This window comes from Phytohabitans kaempferiae, assembly GCF_042433955.1.
Classification (GTDB): Bacteria; Actinomycetota; Actinomycetes; order Mycobacteriales; family Micromonosporaceae; genus Phytohabitans; species Phytohabitans kaempferiae.
On record NZ_JBHLUH010000035.1, the window covers coordinates 39,180 to 59,079 of the forward strand.

23 protein-coding genes are annotated in these 19,900 nt (G+C 73.1%); 5 read left to right on the top strand and 18 right to left on the bottom strand.

All coding sequences use genetic code 11. The annotated features are described in order from the left end of the window. Window positions 1–65: 65 nt before the first annotated feature. Complete coding sequence (locus ACFFIA_RS17570) at window positions 66–956, top strand: AMIN-like domain-containing (lipo)protein (RefSeq protein WP_377252249.1); 891 nt, start codon at window positions 66–68, stop codon at window positions 954–956. Window positions 957–1,300: 344 nt separating this feature from the next. On the opposite strand, the gene ACFFIA_RS17575 is transcribed toward ACFFIA_RS17570, so the two are convergent. From ACFFIA_RS17575 to ACFFIA_RS17625, 11 genes are all read right to left on the bottom strand, one after another. After that, window positions 1,301–1,822 carry a winged helix-turn-helix domain-containing protein gene (locus ACFFIA_RS17575; RefSeq protein WP_377252338.1) on the bottom strand — a complete coding sequence of 174 codons (522 nt, stop codon included), beginning with the start codon at window positions 1,820–1,822 and terminating at the stop codon, window positions 1,301–1,303. Between the two features lie 98 nt (window positions 1,823–1,920). After that, window positions 1,921–2,391 carry a rhodanese-like domain-containing protein gene (locus ACFFIA_RS17580; RefSeq protein ID WP_377252340.1) on the bottom strand — a complete coding sequence of 157 codons (471 nt, stop codon included), beginning with the start codon at window positions 2,389–2,391 and terminating at the stop codon, window positions 1,921–1,923. A gap of 23 nt (window positions 2,392–2,414) precedes the next feature. Then, entirely contained in the window at window positions 2,415–2,918 is a 504-nt protein-coding gene (locus ACFFIA_RS17585) for a cysteine dioxygenase (protein WP_377252251.1), read from the bottom strand. A gap of 67 nt (window positions 2,919–2,985) precedes the next feature. Continuing rightward, window positions 2,986–4,116, bottom strand: coding sequence for an ABC transporter substrate-binding protein (locus ACFFIA_RS17590; RefSeq protein WP_377252253.1), 1,131 nt, complete (start codon window positions 4,114–4,116; stop codon window positions 2,986–2,988). Window positions 4,117–4,138: 22 nt separating this feature from the next. Then, window positions 4,139–4,900: an ABC transporter permease gene (locus tag ACFFIA_RS17595; RefSeq protein WP_377252255.1), complete on the bottom strand. Its 762-nt coding sequence runs from the start codon at window positions 4,898–4,900 to the stop codon at window positions 4,139–4,141. Beyond that, window positions 4,897–5,679, bottom strand: a complete 783-nt coding sequence (locus ACFFIA_RS17600) for an ABC transporter ATP-binding protein (RefSeq protein ID WP_377252257.1) — start codon at window positions 5,677–5,679, stop codon at window positions 4,897–4,899. The genes ACFFIA_RS17595 and ACFFIA_RS17600 overlap by 4 nt, the downstream gene beginning before the upstream one ends. After that, entirely contained in the window at window positions 5,676–6,527 is an 852-nt protein-coding gene (locus ACFFIA_RS17605; RefSeq protein ID WP_377252259.1) for an ABC transporter permease, read from the bottom strand. Before ACFFIA_RS17605 ends, ACFFIA_RS17600 begins: the two co-directional genes overlap by 4 nt. Continuing rightward, window positions 6,524–7,543, bottom strand: coding sequence for a TIGR03842 family LLM class F420-dependent oxidoreductase (locus ACFFIA_RS17610; protein ID WP_377252261.1), 1,020 nt, complete (start codon window positions 7,541–7,543; stop codon window positions 6,524–6,526). Before ACFFIA_RS17610 ends, ACFFIA_RS17605 begins: the two co-directional genes overlap by 4 nt. 2 nt (window positions 7,544–7,545) lie before the next feature. Beyond that, window positions 7,546–9,075 carry a CoA-acylating methylmalonate-semialdehyde dehydrogenase gene (locus tag ACFFIA_RS17615; RefSeq protein WP_377252342.1) on the bottom strand — a complete coding sequence of 510 codons (1,530 nt, stop codon included), beginning with the start codon at window positions 9,073–9,075 and terminating at the stop codon, window positions 7,546–7,548. Between the two features lie 5 nt (window positions 9,076–9,080). After that, window positions 9,081–10,481: a dihydropyrimidinase gene (gene hydA, locus ACFFIA_RS17620; RefSeq protein WP_377252263.1), complete on the bottom strand. Its 1,401-nt coding sequence runs from the start codon at window positions 10,479–10,481 to the stop codon at window positions 9,081–9,083. 71 nt (window positions 10,482–10,552) lie between these two features. Continuing rightward, a complete protein-coding gene (locus tag ACFFIA_RS17625) occupies window positions 10,553–11,392 on the bottom strand; it encodes a nitrilase-related carbon-nitrogen hydrolase (RefSeq protein ID WP_377252265.1) in 840 nt (279 codons plus the stop codon). Window positions 11,393–11,526: 134 nt separating this feature from the next. Between ACFFIA_RS17625 and ACFFIA_RS17630 the strand changes: the two genes are divergently transcribed. Both ACFFIA_RS17630 and ACFFIA_RS17635 read left to right on the top strand, forming a co-directional pair. Beyond that, a complete protein-coding gene (locus ACFFIA_RS17630) occupies window positions 11,527–12,900 on the top strand; it encodes an aminotransferase-like domain-containing protein (protein ID WP_377252267.1) in 1,374 nt (457 codons plus the stop codon). 93 nt (window positions 12,901–12,993) lie between these two features. Continuing rightward, entirely contained in the window at window positions 12,994–13,761 is a 768-nt protein-coding gene (locus tag ACFFIA_RS17635) for a TetR/AcrR family transcriptional regulator (protein WP_377252269.1), read from the top strand. Window positions 13,762–13,785: 24 nt separating this feature from the next. On the opposite strand, the gene ACFFIA_RS17640 is transcribed toward ACFFIA_RS17635, so the two are convergent. Further along, window positions 13,786–13,938, bottom strand: coding sequence for a hypothetical protein (locus ACFFIA_RS17640; RefSeq protein WP_377252271.1), 153 nt, complete (start codon window positions 13,936–13,938; stop codon window positions 13,786–13,788). Window positions 13,939–14,029: 91 nt separating this feature from the next. Further along, window positions 14,030–14,404, bottom strand: a complete 375-nt coding sequence (locus tag ACFFIA_RS17645) for a winged helix-turn-helix transcriptional regulator (RefSeq protein ID WP_377252274.1) — start codon at window positions 14,402–14,404, stop codon at window positions 14,030–14,032. 70 nt (window positions 14,405–14,474) lie between these two features. Here ACFFIA_RS17645 and ACFFIA_RS17650 point away from each other — a divergent pair, with 70 nt between their 5' ends. Then, window positions 14,475–15,341, top strand: coding sequence for an SDR family oxidoreductase (locus tag ACFFIA_RS17650; RefSeq protein WP_377252276.1), 867 nt, complete (start codon window positions 14,475–14,477; stop codon window positions 15,339–15,341). A 143-nt stretch (window positions 15,342–15,484) separates the two neighbouring features. Here ACFFIA_RS17650 and ACFFIA_RS17655 read toward each other — a convergent pair whose 3' ends face one another. Both ACFFIA_RS17655 and ACFFIA_RS17660 read right to left on the bottom strand, forming a co-directional pair. After that, window positions 15,485–16,090, bottom strand: coding sequence for a response regulator transcription factor (locus ACFFIA_RS17655; RefSeq protein WP_377252278.1), 606 nt, complete (start codon window positions 16,088–16,090; stop codon window positions 15,485–15,487). A gap of 378 nt (window positions 16,091–16,468) precedes the next feature. Then, window positions 16,469–17,368 (bottom strand): hypothetical protein, encoded by a 900-nt coding sequence (locus ACFFIA_RS17660; RefSeq protein WP_377252281.1) that lies wholly within the window; start codon window positions 17,366–17,368, stop codon window positions 16,469–16,471. An 18-nt stretch (window positions 17,369–17,386) separates the two neighbouring features. On the opposite strand from ACFFIA_RS17660, the gene ACFFIA_RS17665 reads away from it, so the two are divergent. Further along, window positions 17,387–17,710, top strand: a complete 324-nt coding sequence (locus ACFFIA_RS17665) for a hypothetical protein (RefSeq protein WP_377252284.1) — start codon at window positions 17,387–17,389, stop codon at window positions 17,708–17,710. Between the two features lie 451 nt (window positions 17,711–18,161). Here ACFFIA_RS17665 and ACFFIA_RS17670 read toward each other — a convergent pair whose 3' ends face one another. The 3 genes from ACFFIA_RS17670 to ACFFIA_RS17680 form a co-directional block, all read right to left on the bottom strand. Then, complete coding sequence (locus ACFFIA_RS17670) at window positions 18,162–18,530, bottom strand: hypothetical protein (RefSeq protein WP_377252286.1); 369 nt, start codon at window positions 18,528–18,530, stop codon at window positions 18,162–18,164. Window positions 18,531–18,607: 77 nt separating this feature from the next. After that, window positions 18,608–18,973 carry a YybH family protein gene (locus ACFFIA_RS17675; RefSeq protein ID WP_377252288.1) on the bottom strand — a complete coding sequence of 122 codons (366 nt, stop codon included), beginning with the start codon at window positions 18,971–18,973 and terminating at the stop codon, window positions 18,608–18,610. Window positions 18,974–18,978: 5 nt separating this feature from the next. Further along, window positions 18,979–19,866 carry a LysR family transcriptional regulator gene (locus tag ACFFIA_RS17680; protein ID WP_377252291.1) on the bottom strand — a complete coding sequence of 296 codons (888 nt, stop codon included), beginning with the start codon at window positions 19,864–19,866 and terminating at the stop codon, window positions 18,979–18,981. Window positions 19,867–19,900 lie beyond the last annotated feature (34 nt).

Genomic DNA, 19,900 nt, shown 5'->3' on the forward strand with positions numbered 1-19,900 from the left:
CGCAACCGGCGGTAAACCGCCCGCCGCCCCACGGCGTCTGCCTCCACAACCCAGGGAGGATGAAAATGTGGATCAAGTACCCGCTCGCGCTCGCCTGCCTCGCCCTGCCGCTCGTGGTGGCCACCGGCGCCGGGGCGGGCGCGACCGACCTGCCCGCGCCCACGCGGACCGACCCGGTGGTCGGCACCGCCACCGTCCCGCCGGACAGACCGGTGCTGGTCGGCGTCCGCCACGGGCGGCACGACCGGTACGACCGCGTGGTCTTCGACTTCGCTGGCGGCACGCCCGCCTACCGGGTCGAGTACGCCCCGCTGGTCGGCATCGGCACCGGTGACCCGATCGCGCTGGCGGGGGCGGCCGACCTGCGCGTCACGTTCGCCGGCGCGCCCTCGACCACGCTCGACATGCGCACCGTGCTCGACCCGCGCTACCCGACGCTGCGGCAGGTGCGCTTCGGCGGCGCGTTCGAGGGGCGGATCCTCGCCGGCCTCGGCCTCGCCGACCGGCTCGGCTTCCGCGTGCTGCGACTGGCCGACCCGCCGCGGATCGCCGTCGACGTGGCGCATCCGCCGGCCGCCCCGTTCGGCACGGAGACGTTCCGGGGCGGCGGTGGCGCCGGCCTGGTCTCGATCGCCGGCGTACGCTCCGGCGCCCATCCCGGGTACGACCGGCTGGTGCTCGACCTGCGCACCGCGGCGCACCCGCTGGTGACCGTGGCGTACACGCGCCCCGCGCCGAACCGCGTCCACATCGGACTCACTGGGCTGACCACCGCGCCGGCGCGGATCACCGGCCCCCGTCAGATCCACATCGGACTGAGCCGGCTCCGGGGCGTCTCGGTCGTCGCGTACGAGAACGGCACCGTCTCGGTCTTCGCGGACACCAACCGGCGTACCGGCTTCCGCGTGATGCTGCTCACCAACCCCACGCGCGTGGTGGTGGACGTGCGGCACTGAGCCTGCCGGCCCGCTTGCGCGACACTCAGCGCCGGCGTGGTGTCGCGGGGATCGAGATCAGGACGACTCGCGACGCGTGCGTGGCGAGAAGTTCACCCTATGTATGGGGTCAAGAAATCGCCACGGACGCGCCCGGGCGCGGCGATCTCTCGGCGCCGAGGCGAGGGCGGGGGTGTGGACCGCGGAGGGCGAGGCTGCGGGAGCGGCGGTCTGGACCGCGACGGGCATCGCGGTAGCCCAGAACGATCTTCCAGTAGCGGTTTGTGGGAGAGGGATCTGGTGCGCGCGGGCGGCAGCTTGGCCAGGGCGTGCATCCGCGCGGTCGCCTTCGAGCCGGAAGCTCCTTAGTCGTCGGGAAGGAGTTCGACGCGGGCGTCGTCGGCGAGGCGGTAGCCGACGCCGTACACGGTGGTGACCAGGGGCACGTGGTCGCCGACCTTGGCGCGCAGCCGGCGCACGTGGACGTCGACGGTGCGGGCCACGGCGTGCTCGTATCCCCAGACGGAGCCGAGCAGCTGGAGCCGGGTGAAGACGCGGCGCGGGTTCTCCGCGAGGAAGACCAGCAGGTCGAACTCCAGGCGGGTCAGGTCGAGCGGCGCGCCGCCCCGCGTCACGGTGCGGGAGGCGCGGGAGATCCGCAGCGCGCCGGGCACGGCCGCCGCGGCCGTCTCGGCGGGCTCGCCCGCGGGGAGCGCGAGGGGCGCCGGGGCCGCGAGGGGCGCCGGGGGCACCCCCGACGGCGCGATCGTCACCGTGCCCTCCCCGCGCTCGACCAGGTCGCGCACGACCTCCAGGAGGCGGAACGCGTGAGGGCTCATCGACTCTCCGGCCAGCGGCACCGTGAAGGTGACGGTGAGGGCCGGCATCGGTGCCGGGGCGGGACGGCGGGGCGCGCGGCCCGGCCCGGTGAGCTGCGACGGGTACCGGCGCTGTGGGATGGCGGTGACGGTCATGGTGGCTCTCCTCAGGTGGTCGGCCGTGGTCGGGGGTCGCCCGGGGAGACGGCCTGGAGGTACGCGTAGACGTCGGCGGGGCCGAAGGCGGGCAGCCCGGCCAGGCGCCAGGCGGCGAAGCCGCCCGCGACGTCGGTGGCGCGGTGCAGCCCGAGGTCCTGGAGGGCGGCGGCCGCGAGCGAGGAGGTGTAGCCCTCCTGGCAGAAGATGATCACGGGCAGGTCGTACCGGCCGGCGATCGGGAGCCGGGCGGCGCTGCGCGGGTCGAACCGCCACTCCAGCACGTTGCGCTCGACGATCAGCGCGCCCGGGATCTCGCCGCTGGCGGCCCGCTGGGCGGCCGGGCGGATGTCGACGAGGTGGGCGCCGCGCCGGTACGCGATGTGCGCCTCCTCCGGCTCCAGGCGGCGCAGCCGGGCCCGCGCCTCGGCCAGGATCTCGTCGATCCCCTTCGCGCCCGCAGGGGCGTGGTCGGCCCGCACGGCCGGACAGGCGAGCTGGCTCCTCACCACGAGACCCCCGCCCGCTCGATCTCGGCCACGCGGAGCTTGCCGTCGACCAGCCGGTAGCGGGTCATCGAGCGGAGGGCCGGCGCGTAAACGTGGATGCTGATCGCCGGCACCTCGCCCCGGTTGGCGACGCCGTGCACGTGGTGGGTCCCGAATCGCCGCCCGGACCCGGCCGGCAGGTCCATGTAGCGCACCCGCCCACCGCCCGGGGCCCCCGCGGAAACGTGGAGTGCAGCGGAGCGTTTTCGTGGTGTTGTTATCACGGTCCGCTCGACCAGGGCGCCGGACACCACCGTGAACGCCCCGGCCGAGCCGCCGTGGTCGTGCCAGTCGGTCTCCTGTCCGGGCAGCCAGGTCAGGAGCCAGACCTCGTGCTCAGCGGTCTCCGCGATCCGCGCGTACCACCGCTCGTCGGGATCGTACTGGGGCTGGATGGGCCACGCGGCCGGGTCAGCCGCCCACCGCCGCGCCGCGGCGAGCAGATCCGAGGACAACGTCATGACACACAGCGTACCCCATAAACCCCATCGGTCTAGTAGGGAAGGGTGGGCATTCGCGTGTCGCGCGTTACGCCCCGCCCTCCTTCAGCTCCACCGTCACCGGTTGGAACGAGGTGCCGGCCACGTCCACGCCCGCGCCCTTGAGGGCGTCGAGCGCCTTCTGGACGTACTCGTTGGTGTAGGCCGTCCCCTCCGGCTGCTTGGTGATGACCGTCTGGCCGTCCTGGTTCCTCGTCGTCAGCGAGAGGTCGACGGTCTGTTTCCAGGCGGCCTCGTCGAGCAGGCCGACCCCGTTCGGCGAGGGCCAGACGAGCTTGTTGACCTCGTTCATCTGCCACAACTGGTGGCTGGCGCCGAGCTTTGAGCCGCGCTTGACCACCAGGTCGCGGCACTCCTCGGCGTTGTCCCGGCAGTACGCCCAGCCCTTGAGCGAGCCGGTGAGGAACTTGACCGCCGTCTCCTGGTAGGCGCTGTCGCCCGCCAGCTTCTCGCTGTTGGCCCACACCGCGTCCTGGAGCATGGCGGTGCCGACGTCGTTCCAGTCGAGCACCGTGAAGTCGGCCGGCTGGTAGAGCTGGCCGGTCGCCGGGTTCTTCGCCTCCAGCAACTGCGCGTACTCGTTGTAGCTCATCGCCTGCGCGGCGTCGATGTCCCCGCGCAGCAGCGCCTGCATGTCGAACTGCTGCTGCACCAGCGTGACATCCCGGCCCGGGTCGAGGCCCGCCTTCGTCATCGCCGCGAAGAGCTCGAACTCGTTGCCGAAACCCCAGTTTCCCACCTTCTTGCCCTTGAGGTCCGCGGGGGCCTTGATGTCGCTGGCGGCAAAAGACACCTGGTACGTGCCAGAGCGCTGGAACACCTGCGCGATCTCGGTGATCTGGGCGCCCTGCTCGCGCGAGGCGAGCGCCTTCGGCACCCACGCGACGGCGAAGTCCGCCTGCCCCTGGGCGAGCACGGTCTGCGGCACGATGTCGACGCCGCCCTCCAGGATCCGCACGTCCAGCCCCTGCTCGCCGTAGAAGCCCTTGTCCACCGCCGCGATGTACCCGGCGAACTGGGCCTGCACGAACCATTGGAGCTGGAGCTTGACCGTCCTGGTGCCGCCGGTGTCCCCGCCCGGGGTTTCCGATTCGTCCGCGGTGCCACAGGCGGTGAGCGCGAGCACGCCCGCGAGCGCCCCGCCGATCATCCTTCTCATCGCATCCTCCAAGGGGGTGTGGTTATCCGGAACGGCGCCACGGCGTGGCGAGCCGCTCCAGTGCGAGCGCGGCGACGTAGAAGACGAGACCGAGCACGCACGCGCCAACCACGAAGGCCCAGGCACGCGGGTACGCGGTGTTCGCCGCCGCCGAGGTGATGCGGGAGCCCAGGCCGTCCTGAAGACCGCCGAAGTACTCCGCGACCACCGCCGCGATCACCGCCAGGGAGGACGCCTGGCGGAGACCGGTGAACACGAACGGGAGGGCGCCGGGCAGCCGTACGAGCCGGGTGAACGTCCAGCCGCCGGCGGCGTAGCTGTCCATCAGCTCCCGGTGGGTGGGGTCGACCTGGCGCAGCCCGCGCAGGGTGTTGACGAAGACGGGAAAGAAGACCACGATCGCGACGACCACGCGGCGGGGGATGCTGCTGGTCGAGTCGAACATGTTGTTGAGGATCGGCGCGAGCGCGATGATCGGCAGCGCGTTGAGCGCCGCGGCCACCGGGATCGACGCCTCGCCGACCAGCCGGAAGCGGCTGGCGACCATCGCCGCGAGGATGCCGAGCACCGCGCCGGCGACCAGCCCGACGAGCGCGTTGGTGCCGCTCGCCCGCCCGGTCTGCCAGATCACCTCGCGGCTGAGCCAGAACTGCTCCCAGATCGCCGAGGGCGCGGGCAGGATGAACGGCGCGACCCGCCCCGCCCTGACGACCACCTCCCACAGCGCGAGCCCGCCGATCCCCACGAGAGCCGGAGGCAGGAGGCCGCGCCAGGACGACTTCATGCCGGGATCTCCGAAGGTGTCCCCCGGAGCGCGCGGCGCACCTCGGTGATGCCGGCGAAGAAGCCCGCCGACTGCCGGGTCGCGTCGGTGCGATCGCCGAGGTCGATCTCGACGACCTCCGTGATCCGCCCCGGACGCGGGGACATGACCACGACCCGGTCGGAGAGGTACACCGCCTCCGGGATCGAGTGCGTCACGAAGATCGTGCTCGTGCCGGTACGCGCGCAGATCCGCAGCAGCTCGTCCTGGAGCCGCTCGCGGGTCATCTCGTCCAGCGCGCCGAAGGGCTCGTCCATCAGCAGCAGCGGCGGATGCACGGCCAGCGCCCGCGCGATCGCAACCCGCTGCCGCATGCCGCCCGACAGCTGCGGCGGGTAGTGCCGGGCGAAGTCGGCGAGCCCGACGAGGTCGAGCATCTCCCGTGCCCGCTCCCGCCGCTCGGCCCGCGAGGCGCCACGCAGCTCCAGGGGCAGCTCGACGTTGCGCCGCACGGTGCGCCAGTCGAGGAGCCCGGCCTGCTGGAAGGCGATGCCGTACTCCTGGTCCAGGCGCGCCCTGCGGGCCGGCTTGCCGGCGACGGCGACCGTGCCCTCGGTGGGCGGCACCAGGTCGGCGACCAGCCGCAGCAGCGTCGACTTGCCGCAGCCGGACGGCCCGATCAGCGACACGAACTGTCCACTCTCCACGGTCAGGTCGACGCCGGTGAGCGCCACGACCTGGTCGGCCCGCCCTGGGTTGTAGACCTTCCCGACTCCGGTCAGCTGCACAGCGGCGGTCATGCGGCCCTCCGTCGGTTGAGCGCGAACTCGGCGACGCCCACCACCCCGGCGACCGCGAGGCCGAGCAGCCCCGCGCCGATCATCGCGGTGTAGACCTTGGCCGGGTCGGCGGTCGCCTCCCGGGAGTACTCGATGACGAGGCGGCCGATGCCGCCCCGCGTACCGGTGGAGATCTCCCCCACGACGGCCCCGACGACGGCCGCGGCCCCCGCGAGGCGCAACGCGGGGAAGAGATAGGGCGTGGAGGCCGGGAGGCGGAGCTTCACCAGCGTGTGCCACCACCCCGCGGCGTAGCTGTGCATCAGCTCCTCGGCCACGCGCGGCGGCGACTGGAGCCCTCGCAGCATGCCGACGGCCACCGGGAAGAACGCGAGGTAGGCGGCGATGGTGGCGACCGACATCCAGGGCTGCCACGGATACGAGCCGAGCGAGAGCCGCCCGCCCCATCCCGCGATCGCCGGCGCGAGGGCGATGAGCGGCACGGTCTGGGAGAGGATCACATACGGCAGCAGACCCCGCTCCACCACGCGGAACCGCTGCATGGCCACCGCGAGCACGAGCCCGACGAGCGCACCGACCCCGAACCCGACGGCGACGCCGCGGAGCGTGAACAGGCACGCCCTGAGCACGACCAGCCCGATCGGGTCGCCCCCGGCCAGCTCCGGCTCACCGAAGCGGCGCAGCACGTCCCACACGTGCGGCATGGCGGCGTCGTCGGCGCGGGGCAGGATCCGCACGCCGAGGAGGCTTGTCCCGTCGTCGCCGCCGACCGCCTTGTACGCCTCCCACAGCAGCACCGCCACGACGACCGCGCCGAGCCCGGTGGCGAACGCCCGCGCTCCCCTCATCGCGTGGCGGCGTGCTCGGCGCGCAGCGCGGGGATGATGTGCTCCCCGTACGCGGCGAGGGTCTGCTCCTTGTCGTCGTGCTGGAGGTACACCGCGAACTGGTCGACGCCCAGGTCCCGGAGCGCCCGCAGCTTCGCGAGGTGCGAGTCCACCGGGCCGAGTACGCAGAACCGGTCGACGATCTCGTCCGGCACGAAGTCGGTGTGCGTGTTGCCGGCGCGGCCGTGTTCGGCGTAGTCGTAGCCGCGGCGGCCCTCGATGTAGTCGGTCAGTGCCTGGGGCACCGCGCCGGAGGCGCCGTAGCGGGCGACGATGTCGGCCACGTGGTTGCCCACCATGCCGCCGAACCAGCGGGTCTGCTCGCGCTGGTGGGCCAGGTCGTCGCCGACGTACGCGGGGGCGGCCACGCAGAACTTGATGGCGGCCGGGTCGCGCCCCGCCTTCTCGGCCGCCGCGCGCACGGTGTGGATCATCCAGGCGGCGATGTCGGGGTCGGCGAGCTGGAGGATGTAGCCGTCGCCCACCTCGCCGGTCAGCGCCAGCGCCTTCGGCCCGTACGCCGCGACCCAGACGTCGAGCGCGGTGCCGGGGCTGACCCACGGGAGGCGCACCTCGTTGCCACGGTAGGCGACCGGGCGGCCGGCCACCAGCTCGCGGATCACGTGGACGCACTCGGCCAGCTCCTTGAGCGTGGTGGGCGGGTAGCCGAGCGTCCGCAGTGCCGAGTCGCCCCGGCCGATCCCGCAGATGGTGCGGTCACCGTACATCTCGTTGAGCGTGGCGAACAGCGACGCCGTCACGGTCCAGTCGCGCGTGCCCGGATTGGTCACCATGGGGCCGACGATCACCCGCTCGGTGCGCGCGAGGATCTGCGAGTAGATGACGAACGGCTCCTGCCACAGCAGGTGCGAGTCGAACGTCCACACGTGACTGAACCCCGCCGCCTCGGCCCTGACCGCCAGGTCGACCACAGTGGACGCGGGAGGGTCGCACTGGAAGACGACGCCAATGTCCATGCTCACCTAACCTTCGGGAAGCCGAGGTCCACTTCGGACGTCGCCGGGTCGGGCCACCGCGAGGTGACCACCTTGGTGCGAGTGTAGAACTGGAGCCCTTCCGGACCGTACATGTGCAGGTCGCCGAAGAGGGACGCCTTCCAGCCGCCGAAGCTGTAGTAGGCAACCGGCACCGGGATGGGCACGTTGACCCCCACCATGCCGCAGACCACGTCGTACTGGAAGCGGCGCGCCGCCCCGCCGTCGCGGGTGAAGATGGCGGTGCCGTTGCCGTACTGGTTGTCGTTGACGAGCCTGAGCGCCTCGTCGTATGTGTCCACGCGCACCACCGACAGCACCGGCCCGAATATCTCGTCGGTGTAGAGCGGCGAGGTGGTGTCCACGTGGTCCACAAGGGACGCACCGAGGAAGAAGCCGGGCCCGCCGGTCGCCGGGTCGTCCCTGCCGTCGACCACGAGCTGGCCCTGGGACACGAGCTGGGCCTGGGACACGAGCTGGGCCTGGGACACGAGCTGGGCCTGGGAAAGGTATCCGGCCACGCGGTCGCGATGCTCGCGAGTGATCAGCGGGCCCATCTCCGAGTCCGGATCGGACGCGGGCCCGACCCGGATCTTCGCCAGTCGGGAGGCGATGGCGGGCACGAGCGCGTCGCCCGCCGACCCGACCGCGACCACGACGGAGACCGCCATGCACCGCTCCCCCGCCGAGCCGAAGCCGGCCGAGACCGCCGCGTCGGCCGCCGCGTCGACGTCGGCGTCCGGGAGTACGACCATGTGGTTCTTCGCCCCGCCGAGCGCCTGCACGCGTTTGCCGGCCCGCGTGCCCGCCTCGTAGATGGCGCGGGCGACCGGCGTCGAGCCGACGAACGAGAGCGCGCGCACGTCCGGGTCGGCGATCAGCGCGTCGACCGCGCTCCGGTCGCCCTGCACGACGTTGAACGCCCCGTCCGGCAGCCCGGCCCGGCGCAGCAGGTCGGCCAGCAGCAGCGAGACCGACGGGTCCTTCTCGCTCGGCTTGAGCACGAACGTGTTGCCGGCCACCAGCGCGTTGCAGAACATCCACATCGGCACCATCGCCGGGAAGTTGAACGGCGTGACGCCGGCGACGACGCCGAGCGGCTGCCGGATCGAGTACACGTCGACGCCGGTCGCCGCCTGCTCGCTGTAGCCGCCCTTGAGCAGGTGCGGCGCGCCGGCCGCAAACTCGGCGTTTTCCAGGCCGCGGGCGATCTCGCCGCCCGCGTCCGCCACGGTCTTGCCGTGCTCGGACGAGAGCAGCGTGGCGATCTCCCCACGATGGGCGTCGACCAGGTCGCGGAAGCGGAACATCACCTCGGCCCGGCGGGACAGCGACGCCGCCCGCCAGCCCGGCTGGGCCGCGAGCGCCGCCTCGACCGCCGCGCGCACCTCGGTGCCGGTCGCGGCGACCACCTCGGCCTGCCGCTCGCCCGTGGCCGGGTCGTAGACCGGCAGCCGCCGCTCCCCCGCGCCCTCGACCCGAGCCCCGTTGATCCAATGTGGAACCGTCCGCATCGCCATCACACCAGGTAGCTCGACAGGCCACGGGGCAGGTACTTGCCGCGGCCCTTGGCACCGCGGTACTCGCCGGACGAGACGATGACCTCGCCGCGGGAGATGACGGTCTCGACCTTGCCGGCGATCTCGTAGCCCTCGTACGCCGAGTGGTCCATGTTCATGTGGTGCGTCTCGACGCCGATCCGCGTGCGCCCGTTGGGGTCGTAGAGCACGATGTCGGCGTCCGAGCCGGGCTGGATGACGCCCTTGCGCGGGTAGAGGCCGAACATCCGGGCCGGCGTCGTCGCGATCGTCTCGACCCAGCGCTCCAGCGAGAGCTTGCCGTCGACCACGCCCTGGTACAGCAGGTCGACGCGGTGCTCGACGCCGCCGATGCCGTTGGGGATCTTGGAGAAGTCGCCGACGCCCAGCTCCTTCTGGTCCTTGAAGCAGAACGGGCAGTGGTCGGTCGAGACCACCGCGAGGTCGTTGCTGCGCAGCCCCTGCCACAGGTCGCGCTGGTGGGTCTCGTGCTTGCTGCGCAGCGGCGTCGAGCAGACCCACTTGGCGCCCTCGAAGCCGGGCGCGCCGAGCTGGTCCTCGAGCGTGAGGTAGAGGTACTGCGGGCAGGTCTCGGCGAAGACGTTGCGCCCGGCGTCGCGCGCGGCCGCGACCTCGGCGAGCGCGCGGCTCGCGGAGAGGTGCACGATGTACAGCGGGCAGTCCCTGGCCACCTCGGCCAGCATGATCGCGCGGTGGGTCGCCTCGGCTTCGAGGGCCTCGGGGCGGGTCAGGCCGTGGTGGATCGGGTCGGTCTCGCCGCGGGCCAGGGCCTGCCGCACGAGTACGTCGATCGCGATGCCGTTCTCCGCGTGCATCATGATGACCGCGCCGTTGTCGCGCGCCTTCTGCATCGCCCGCAGGATCTGGCCGTCGTCGGAGTAGAAGACGCCGGGGTACGCCATGAAGAGCTTGAAGCTGGAGATCCCCTCGTCGGCGACGAGCTGGTCCATCGCCTTGAGCGAGTCGTCGTCGACGCCGCCCAGGATCATGTGGAACGCGTAGTCGACGTGGCAGTTGCCCTCGGCCTTGGCGTGCCAGGCGGCGAGCCCGTCCCGCACCACCTCGCCGGTGCGCTGCACGGCGAAGTCGATGATCGTGGTGGTGCCGCCGAACGCCGCCGCCCTCGTGCCGGTGTCGAAGGTGTCCGACGCGAACGTGCCGCCGAAGGGCAGCTCCATGTGCGTGTGCGCGTCGATGCCGCCGGGGATCACGTACCTCCCGGTGGCGTCGAGCGTCTCGGTGTCCGACGGGCCGGTGCCGGGCGCGTACGTGGCGGCGATGGTCTCGCCGTCGACCAGCACGTCGGCCGGTGCCGCGCCGGTGGGGCCGATCACGGTGCCCCCGGTGATCAGCAGAGTCATGCGCGAATCCCCTCTCTGGCCACGGGCGCTCCGCGCCCCGGGCCTTGTGCGGCCGGCAGGGGCCGGGCTGGTCAGGGCTGGACGAGCGGGCCGTAGGCGTCCGGGCGGCGGTCGCGGTAGAAGGCCCACCGGTCACGCACCTCGGCCAGCAGGCCCATGTCGAGGTCGCGCACGATCAGCTCGGCCTGGTGCGGGTCACCGGTCTCGCCGACGAACTTGCCCTCGGGATCGACGAAGTACGACGTGCCGTAGAAGTCGTTGTCGCCGAGCGGCTCGACGCCGACCCGGTTGATCGCGCCGACGAAGTACTCGTTGGCGACCGCGCTGGCCGGCTGCTCCAGCTTCCACAGGTACGAGGAGAGCCCTCGGTGGGTCGCCGACGGGTTGAAGACGATCGTGGCGCCGGCGAGGCCGAGCGCGCGCCAGCCCTCGGGGAAGTGGCGGTCGTAGCAGATGTAGACGCCGATGCGGCCGACCGCCGTGTCGAACGTGGGGTAGCCGAGGTTGCCGGGGCGGAAGTAGAACTTCTCCCAGAAGCCCTTGACCTGCGGGATGTGCGTCTTGCGGTACTTGCCGAGGTAGCTGCCGTCGGCGTCGACCACGGCCGCGGTGTTGTAGAGGACGCCGGGCTGCTCCTGCTCGTACATCGGCAGCACCATCACCAGCCCCAGCTCGGCGGCGAGGGCCTGGAAGCGCTCGGTGGTCGGCCCGGGGATCGACTCGGCGTACGCGTAGTACTGGCTGTCCTGGACCTGGCAGAAGTACGGGCCGTAGAACAGCTCCTGGAAGCAGATCACCTTCGCGCCCTGGGCGGCCGCCTGGCGGGCGTACTCCTCATGAGCCTTGATCATCGATTCCTTGTCGCCGGTCCACGTGGTCTGGACGAGCGCGGCGCGGACAAGGTCTGCCATGGGGTTGTCCCCTCTCGGCTCTGTTCTTTTCGCAACCTGTCTTGTCTTCATCTGGTGGTTTAGCGTAGGACTTTAGTGACACAGGTGCGGGCGGACAATGGCGAGATTGTTACAGGATATTGCGTAGGAGTAACATGCTCCAGCTCATCGCCGATGCGGTCAACGACCGCACCGCACGTGGCATCGCCGCCGCGGTGAGCCGTCTCGTGCACACCGGCGAGTTGCCCGCCGGCGCCCGCCTGCCCACCGTCCGCTCGGTCGCCCAGGCGCTCGGCATCAGCCCCACCACGGTCAGCGAGGCGTGGCGCTCGCTGGCCAGCGCGGGGGCGATCCAGACGCGCGGGCGCTCCGGCACGTACGTGCTGACGCCGTCCCGCCCCCGGCAGAAGATGCGCTTCTCCCGGCTCGTCGCCAACCCCTCGACGCTCCCGCACGACTTCTCCACCGGCGTGCCCGACCACGACCTCCTCCCCGACCTCGCGCCGGCCCTGCGCCGCATCGGCGACACGCGGCTCACGACGTCGTACCTGGAGGATCCGGTGCTGCCCCGGCTGGAGGTGGTGCTCCGCGAGCGCTGGCCGTACCCGCCGCAGCAGCTCACCGTCGTCGACGGGGCGCTGGACGCGCTCGACCGCGTGGTGGGGGCGGTGGTGCGGTTCGGCGCGCACGTGGTGGTGGAGAACCCGACGTTTCCGCCGCTGCTGGACCTGCTGGAGTCGGTCGGCGCGGTGCCCGTCCCCGTGCCGCTGGACGCCTCCGGTGTCGAGCCGGCGGCCCTGGCCGAGGCGCTCGACCACTCGCCCATCGCGGTCTTCCTCCAGCCTCGCGCGCAAAACCCGACCGGCGTCTCGACGACCCCGGCACGCGCCGCCGACCTCGCCTCGGTGCTCGCCGGCCACGACTCGGTCGTCGTGGTGGAAGACGACCACGTGGGCGACATCGCGACCGCTCCGGCCGTCTCGCTCGGCGCGCACCTGCCGGACCGGGTCGTGCACGTGCGCAGCTTCTCCAAGAGCCACGGCCCCGACCTGCGCCTCGCCGCGATCGGCGGGCCGGCCGCGCTGATCTCCGCGATCGCCGACCGCCGGCTGCTCGGCCCCGGCTGGTCCAGCCGCGTGCTCCAGGCGGTGCTGGTCGACCTGCTCACCGACCCGGCGACCACGCGGGCGGTGGCGGAGGCCCGCCGGGAGTACGCCCGCCGCCGCGACCTGCTGCTCGCCGCCCTCGCCCGGCACGGCGTGGCGGCGACGGCCGCCGACGGCATCAACATGTGGATCGCCGTGCGGGATCAGCAGGTCGCGCTCCTCACGCTCGCCGCGCACGGGATCGGCGCGGCGCCGGGCGCGCCGTTCGAGGTACGCCCGCTCGGCACCGACCACATCCGGGTCACGGTCGGGCTGGTCCGGGACGGCTTCGAAGACCTGGCCGCGATCCTCGCCGAGGCCGCCGGCTCCCGGCACCGCGCCAGCGGCCACCGCACGCGTCCCCTGCACCGCGCCGCCCGCTGACCGCGTCCCTGCGCCTCGCCGGCCTGGACGAGCCCTTGACCACCGGTCCAGGCGCCCCGGCTCTCCGCGCCGCACAGCTCTACGCTGTACGGAGTGACCACCGAGTACACGGGCGGGAGTGACCCGAAGCGGATCATGGAGCTGCTCTGGGGCGCCCCGGAGCGGGTCCGCCGCGGCCCCAAGCCCCGCCTCTCCGTCGACCAGATCGTCGCGGTCGCCACCGAGATCGCCGACGCCGAAGGGCTCGCCGCGCTCTCCATGCGCCGCGTCGCCGAGCGGCTGGGCGTGACCGCGATGTCGCTGTACACGTATGTGCCGGGCAAGGCGGAGCTGCTCGACCTCATGCTCGACCGGGTCTGCGCGGAGACCGCCAAGCCCGAGGACGTGCCGGGCGGCTGGCGGGCGCGGCTCCAACTTGTCGCGCGCGAGACGTGGGCGCTCTACCTGCGCCACCCCTGGCTGCTGCACGTGGCGACCAACCGCCCGGTGCTCGGCCCCAACCTCATCGCCCGGTACGACTACGAGCTGCGCGCGGTCGAGGGCACCGGCCTCACCGACATCGAGATGGACCTGGTCGTGACGATGGTCAACGACTACGTGCACGGGGCGGTACGGAGCGCGCTCGCCGCCGTCGCCCTCCCCCGGGACAGCGGCAAGACCGACGACGAGTGGTGGGAGGAGCTGGCCCCCTTGCTGGACAAGGTGTACGACGCCGACCGCTTCCCCGTCGCCAGCCGGGTCGGCACCGCGGCCGGCACGGAGTACGCCGCGGCGCTCGACCCGGCCCGCGCGTTCGAGTTCGGGCTGGCGCGGATCCTCGACGGGATCGCGGTGCTGATCTCACGGGGCGCGCCGGACTGACCCGGCCGCGGCACCGCCCCTGCGTCAGGCGTGCCGGGGCGCCCGTTCGGCCGTGGCCAGCCCTTCGCCGCGCTTGGCCCGCAGCAGTTGCTGGCGCTTGCCGTCCTTGGCCCACAGGTTGCGCGAACCGGGCTTGCGCGCCTCGGCCGCCAACTGCTTGACCGCGCTCCTGACCACGAACTCCTTGAGCTTCGCGCCGGGGCGGCAGACACCCCCTGGCCGGTCGTTTGTGACACCACATGAGACAGGTCACCGGCCCGCCCAGGTGTTACCGGTTGTCGTAGCTGTCCTGGGCGGCACGGATGGCCGGCATCTCGCCCTCGACGAGCTCGATCAGCTCGATCAGCTTGGCGGCGACTCGCTCGCCCACCGGGGTCAGCGAGTACTCCACGCGGGGCGGGATCGTGCCGTGCACCTCGCGCCGCACCAGGCCGTCGCGCTCGAGCGCGTGGAGGGTCTGGGCGAGCATCTTCTCGCTGATCCCGTCGACGCGGCGGCGCAGCGCGTTGAACCGGTAGGTCCCCTCGGAGAGGGCAGCGAGCGCGAGGACGCCCCACTTGCCGACGACGTTTTCCAGCACGTGGCGGGAGGCGCAGGCGCGCGCGAACACGTCGGCGACGAGATCCTCCATGGCCTCCTCCATGCCCGCCAGGCTACCCGATGGTGGGGTACTCTCTTTTGGTTAGTGCTTTCCGATGGTTAGTGGGGTCCTCATGATCGTTGCTGTCACCGGCGCCAGCGGCCAGCTCGGCCGGCTCGTGGTCAGGTCCCTGCTCGACCGGGGCGTCCCGGCCGGCGACATCGTCGCGGGCACGCGCGGCCCGGAGAAGGTCGCCGACCTCGCCGCGCTCGGCGTGCGGGTGCGGGAGGCCGACTACGACCGGCCGCAGACGCTCGCCTCGGCGTTCGCGGGCATCGACCGGCTGCTGCTCGTCTCCGGCAGCGAGGTCGGCGTGCGGGTCGCCCAGCACACCAACGCGGTCAACGCGGCGGTGACGGCGGGCGTGTCGCTGATCGTCTACACCAGCGCGCCGTACGCCGACACCACCGACCTGCCCATCGCCCCCGAGCACAAGGCGACCGAGGAGGTCATCCGGGGCACGGGAGTGCCGTTCACGTTCCTTCGCAACGGCTGGTACGTCGAGAACTACACCGACAACCTCGCCCCCGCCCTCGCCCATGGCGCCATCCTCGGCTCGGCCGGCGACGGCAAGGTCTCCGCGGCCCCGCGGGCCGACTTCGCCGCCGCGGCGGCCGCCGTCCTCACCGGCGAGGGCCACGACAACAAGGTGTACGAGCTCGGCGGCGACCAGCCCTTCACCCTCACCGAGCTGGCCGCCGAGGTGTCCCGGCAGAGCGGCAGGGAGGTCGCCTACCGCGATCTGCCGCCGGCGGAGTACGCGCGGGCCCTCGTCGGGGCCGGCCTTCCCGAGCGGTACGCACAGGTGCTGGCCGGCTCGGACGTGGCCCTGAGGGAGGGCAGGCTGCTGGTCGAGACCGGTGACCTCAGCCGCCTGATCGGCCGCCCGACGACCCCGCTGGCGGACTCGGTGGCGGCCGGCCTGTCCCGCCTGTCGTAGCCGCTTGCCGGCGGGCGCCGCCTTCTTTCGGTGCCCGGCGGCGCGGTCGCTCCGCGAGAGGGCCACGCGGGCTGGTGGTCGCGCGGCTTCCGGGCTGGTGGTCGCGGAGCGGCCGCGGGCTGGTGGGGTCGCGGGGCGCGGCGTCACAGCCAGCCCCGCTCCTGGGCGCGGCGGATCGCCTCCACGCGGTTGCGGGCGCCGGTCTTCCGCAGGATCGCCGACATGCGGTTGCGCACCGTGCCGTGCGCGAGGTACAGCCGGTTGGCGATCTCCTTGGGCGGCAGCCCCTCCGCGGCCGCGCGGAGGATCTCCCGCTCCCGCGTGGTCAGCGGGTTCGGCGGCGGGTTGAGCACCGCCGCCGCGACCACCGGGTCGATCACCCGGTTGCCCACGGCGACCGACCGCACGATCCGCACGAACTGGACCGGCGTCACATCCGTACCGGCGAACCCCAGCGTCCCCGCCGCCAGCGCCCGCCGCAGCGAGTCGGCGGTCCAGTGGGCACTCAGCGCCAGGACCGCCACGGGCGGCAGCGCCTCCCGCAGCCGCATCAGCGCCGAACGCGTCTGCGCCCCGGTCAGGTCCACGTCCACCACCACGACGTCCGGCCGCTCCCGCTGGGCGACCGGCAGTATCTCCGCCTGTTCGGCGATCTCCGCGACCACCTCCAGGTCGTGCTCGCTCGACAGCACGGTACGCAGCGCGCTCCGTAGCAATCCCATCTCCTCGACGACCATGATGCGGACCACGAGGGTCTTCTCCGATCTCTGGTGCCCACAGCTCTGTTCCGGTCCCTTGTGGACCGTGGTACTCCGCGTCGCTCCTCATGGGTCATCGCTGACGACCCGCGCACCGCAACGCCGTGTTGGGGAACGGCCACGCCCTCCCCACACCGGTGGTGCGTTTGGCAAGCTCTCCGCGCGTTCGGCCGGCGGTCGGTCGAGGGCCGGGCACCGGCGTGTCGCGGACGGTCGGCGTGTCGGATCCCCCGCACGGGGCACTGCCCGAACGCGCGCGGCCGCATCCCCACGACGGATGCCGCCCCTCATCGCTACTGGTGAGCGCGGTCGCTTCGCCGGCTAAGCCCGTGCTCACGCGCCGCCCACCTCGAACGCGGCGGAAAGGGCTCAGCCGGGAAGCGGCGCGACCCCGGGACGCCGGCCCGCGTGGACGAGCCCGGCGGGCGGCGTGACGAGGTGCCCGCGCGCGTCCGGAGGTACCGCGAGCCCGGAAGGCAGGACCAGCGGCTGGCCCGAGGCGCTGATCGCGTCGGTGGTGTGGGCGCATCCGGCCGGCCCGCATCCCCCGAACCCGGACCCCGGCCCGGGCGGCGCGCCCCGATCGGCGCCCACCGTCGCCGCGACCCGCTGCCGCGGCGGCTCGGTGAGGCCGCTGCCGGCGCCGACGCTCGGCCCCGCCGTCGCCGATGTCCGGCGCAGGCGATCGCCAGGGGCGCTTATCCGCGCCTCGCCGGCCTCCGCTGTGGCCGCCGGCGGCGTGGCCGGCTGCTCGCCGGGTACGGCGGGCACGGCGGGCGGCGGTGGGGCCGGCGGCCCCGACTCCTGGCCGGTGGGCGGTGGCCGCTCGACCACGCCGCCAAGCACCGGGGCGAGGGGCCGCAGGAGAGCGCCCGTGGCGCCCACCACGAGGGCCACGACCGGCTGGACGGGCCGCAGCGCCGCGCCCGCGACACCGACGACCAGGTCAGTGACAGGTCGCACAGGCCGCGGCACGGCGCCGGCGAGGTCCACGACCCGGCCGGCGACGCGCTTGACCGGCCGTTGGCCAGCGCCCACCACGAGGCCGACGACCCGCTCGACCGGCCGGAGCGCGACGCCCACGGTGCCGGGGAGCGGGCCGATGCCAGGCTCGGCCGGCTGGGGCGCCGGGGCTGTCACCGGCGGGAGCGCATCCGACTCGGTGGCCGGGCGCGTGGTCTTCGTGGTGCCAGGCGTCAGACCGGCCTCCGCGGTGCTGGAAGCGAAGCCAGGCAGCTCCCCCACGACCGGCGTGACCAGGCCCGTCACCGCGCCTACGAGTCCGATGTGGACGCGGGCGCCATCGCCGCTGACTGGACCGCCGGCACGACCGCCCGGATCTCCCCCACCCCGCCCCGAGGCGCCGCCACCGCGAGCGGCGTCGCCACCACGAGCGCCACCGCCGCCGCGACCGGCATCGTCGCCGCGACCGGCATCGTCGCCACGAGCGGCATCGTCACCACGAGCGGCATCGTCACCACGAGCCGCGCCGCTGCCGCGAAGGGCGCTGCCGCCGCGAGCCGCGTCACCGCCGCGAGAGGTGTCGCTGCCGGGGGCGGCATCGCTGCCCGGGACTGGATCGTCGCCGTGGGACCGATCGGCGTCGGATAGGGCCGCGTCGGCGGCAGCGTGGCCTGCGGGGCCGAGGAGCAGGCCGAGCAGCGGGAGCTTCGGCTCGGCGGTGCTGGGCCGGGCCGGGAGGTCGCGTTGGGGGCTCGCGTGGGCCGGACGGTCGAGGAGGGTGAGCAGCAGGTAGGCGGCGACCGCCACGCCGGCGAGCAGCAGCGTGCGTGCCGCGGCCCGGAGTGCCGGATTGCTGCTCGTCAAGCCTGTGTCACCCTCCGCGATCATACGATCAGCGGACAATATCAACACATTTACAAGGTCGCATTACCCGGTAGGGATGACGCCCCCGGGCGGCGGTCATCCCACTGTGGAGAGTCGCGCGTGGAAGGCGCGGGCCAGGGCCTGTTTCATGAGGGTCGGTGCCCGGGCGGCCGTCCGGTGCCGCCGGTCGTCGTCATGGCCCGCCGTAGGCCGGCCATGCCCTCGTGAACAGGCCCTAACGGAAGCCGTCACGGAAGCGGCGGAAGAAGCCGCCCTCGCGGGGCAGCGGCGGCGCGGACGGGGGTGCGGTGGCCCGCTGCCGGGCGATCGGCTGGTCGTAGTCGGTGCGGGCGATCGTGTCGACCACCTGCTCCTCGTCGAAGTTTTCCGAGCCCTCGACATGCGGCACGAAGCCGACCAGCACGCCGTTGCGCAGGACCTGCGCCTCCAGGCCCGCCGTGCCGTCGGTGTCCCACAGCGCCTCGCGGCCGTCACGCAGCGCCACGCGTATGCCGTACTGCGCGACGCCTGGGCGGGCGAGGTGGGCCGGCACGCCCCGGTCACGGAGTGCGTCGACGACCCGCTGGGCCCTGCTCTCGTCCATCCGCCGACCGTAGCGCCCGCGACTGAAAGGTTACTGAAAGTCAGCTGCGTGCCTCGTGACGCTGGGCGGGCCGGGCGTCAGCCGCTCGGCGCGATGGGCCACTCCTCGAACCACCGGCACCGCCCGTCCGCCTCGAAGCGGAGTATCCACAGGTCACGCCACTCCTGGTCGTGCGGCGGGCCGTAGCGCACCTCGGCCCGCACCACCGCCGTGTCGCCGTCGACCGCCACCACCTCGCAGCTCATGTCGAACGCCTCGTCCGGCCCCGCCCGCTCCGCCTCCCACATCTCGGCGATGGCGGGCAGGCCCACGACCGGCTCGTCCCACGGCCCCTGGAGGTAGCTCGCGCCCTCGGTGAAGATCTCGCCGAGCGTCTCGGTGCCCGGCGAGCGCCAGGCCCGCTCGTAGGCGTCGACCCAGCCCAGCACGTCGGAATGCTCCACGCCGCTCAGTCTCTCAGGTACGCGAGGATCGCGCGGCGAAGCGCGGCGGCCGCGTGCGTCGGCGTCGACTCGCGCCGCTCGGCGATGGCGACCGTGCGCTGGATGCCGGGCGGGGCGAGCGAGGTGGCGTGCAGGCGGGGGTGGCCGGCGAGCACCATGCTCGGCACGACCGCCACGCCGAGCCCGGCCGCGACGAAGCTGAGGACCGCGTCCATCTCACCGCCCTCGACGGCGAACGCCGGCTCGAACCCCGCGGCGTGACTGGCTGCGAGGGTGGCATCACGCAGGTCGTACCCCTTGCGGAACATCACGAGGGGGTGGTGCCGCAGCTCCGCGATGGGCATGCCCCCGGCGGGCGCCGGGAGGGGTGAGGCCGAGGCGACGACGAGGTCCTCGCGGAGGATGGGCTCGGCCCGCAGGGCCGGGTCGATGCCGTGCGGCGGCAGGATGACCAGCGCGAGGTCGAGGTTTCCCTCGGTGAGATGGCGCACGAGATCCTGCGAGCCGCTCTCCTCCACGTGCAGGTCGATGCCGGGATGGTCGGCCCGGAAGAGCGGCAGCACGCGGGCGACGAGGCTGGTGGAGAGGCTGGGCGTGGCGCCGAGCCGCACGCGGCCCCGGCGCAGCCCCACCAGCTCCTGCACCTCGCGGCGGGCGGTCTCCACGTCGGCGAGGATGCGCCGCGCGATGGGCAGCAGCGCCGCGCCGGCGGGCGTGAGCGTGACCGTGCCGCGGGTGCGGTCGAGCAGCGGGGCGCCGATGTCGCGCTCCAGGCTGTGGATCTGCTTGCTCAGCGTGGGCTGCGCCACGCCCAGGTCGGAGGCCGCGCGTGTGAAGTGGCGCTCATCGGCGACGGCCACGAAGTACCTGAGCTGTTGCAGCTGCACGGCCATAGCCTACAGCTATCGCGACTGCGCCAACGATGCA

What these genes read in the sequence shown, in the direction of transcription:
- ACFFIA_RS17610 (WP_377252261.1), bottom strand. Translation starts at nt 7,543, where the DNA reads ATGGACATTGGCGTCGTCTTCCAGTGCGACCCTCCCGCGTCCACTGTG.
- hydA (WP_377252263.1), bottom strand. Translation starts at nt 10,481, where the DNA reads ATGACTCTGCTGATCACCGGGGGCACCGTGATCGGCCCCACCGGCGCG.
- ACFFIA_RS17670 (WP_377252286.1), bottom strand. Translation starts at nt 18,530, where the DNA reads ATGGACGAGAGCAGGGCCCAGCGGGTCGTCGACGCACTCCGTGACCGG.
- ACFFIA_RS17575 (WP_377252338.1), bottom strand. Translation starts at nt 1,822, where the DNA reads ATGCCGGCCCTCACCGTCACCTTCACGGTGCCGCTGGCCGGAGAGTCG.
- ACFFIA_RS17680 (WP_377252291.1), bottom strand. Translation starts at nt 19,866, where the DNA reads ATGGCCGTGCAGCTGCAACAGCTCAGGTACTTCGTGGCCGTCGCCGAT.
- ACFFIA_RS17600 (WP_377252257.1), bottom strand. Translation starts at nt 5,679, where the DNA reads ATGACCGCCGCTGTGCAGCTGACCGGAGTCGGGAAGGTCTACAACCCA.
- ACFFIA_RS17590 (WP_377252253.1), bottom strand. Translation starts at nt 4,116, where the DNA reads ATGAGAAGGATGATCGGCGGGGCGCTCGCGGGCGTGCTCGCGCTCACC.
- ACFFIA_RS17585 (WP_377252251.1), bottom strand. Translation starts at nt 2,918, where the DNA reads ATGACGTTGTCCTCGGATCTGCTCGCCGCGGCGCGGCGGTGGGCGGCT.
- ACFFIA_RS17595 (WP_377252255.1), bottom strand. Translation starts at nt 4,900, where the DNA reads ATGAAGTCGTCCTGGCGCGGCCTCCTGCCTCCGGCTCTCGTGGGGATC.
- ACFFIA_RS17625 (WP_377252265.1), bottom strand. Translation starts at nt 11,392, where the DNA reads ATGGCAGACCTTGTCCGCGCCGCGCTCGTCCAGACCACGTGGACCGGC.
- ACFFIA_RS17570 (WP_377252249.1), top strand. Translation starts at nt 66, where the DNA reads ATGTGGATCAAGTACCCGCTCGCGCTCGCCTGCCTCGCCCTGCCGCTC.
- ACFFIA_RS17615 (WP_377252342.1), bottom strand. Translation starts at nt 9,075, where the DNA reads ATGCGGACGGTTCCACATTGGATCAACGGGGCTCGGGTCGAGGGCGCG.
- ACFFIA_RS17645 (WP_377252274.1), bottom strand. Translation starts at nt 14,404, where the DNA reads ATGGAGGAGGCCATGGAGGATCTCGTCGCCGACGTGTTCGCGCGCGCC.
- ACFFIA_RS17630 (WP_377252267.1), top strand. Translation starts at nt 11,527, where the DNA reads ATGCTCCAGCTCATCGCCGATGCGGTCAACGACCGCACCGCACGTGGC.
- ACFFIA_RS17650 (WP_377252276.1), top strand. Translation starts at nt 14,475, where the DNA reads ATGATCGTTGCTGTCACCGGCGCCAGCGGCCAGCTCGGCCGGCTCGTG.
- ACFFIA_RS17605 (WP_377252259.1), bottom strand. Translation starts at nt 6,527, where the DNA reads ATGAGGGGAGCGCGGGCGTTCGCCACCGGGCTCGGCGCGGTCGTCGTG.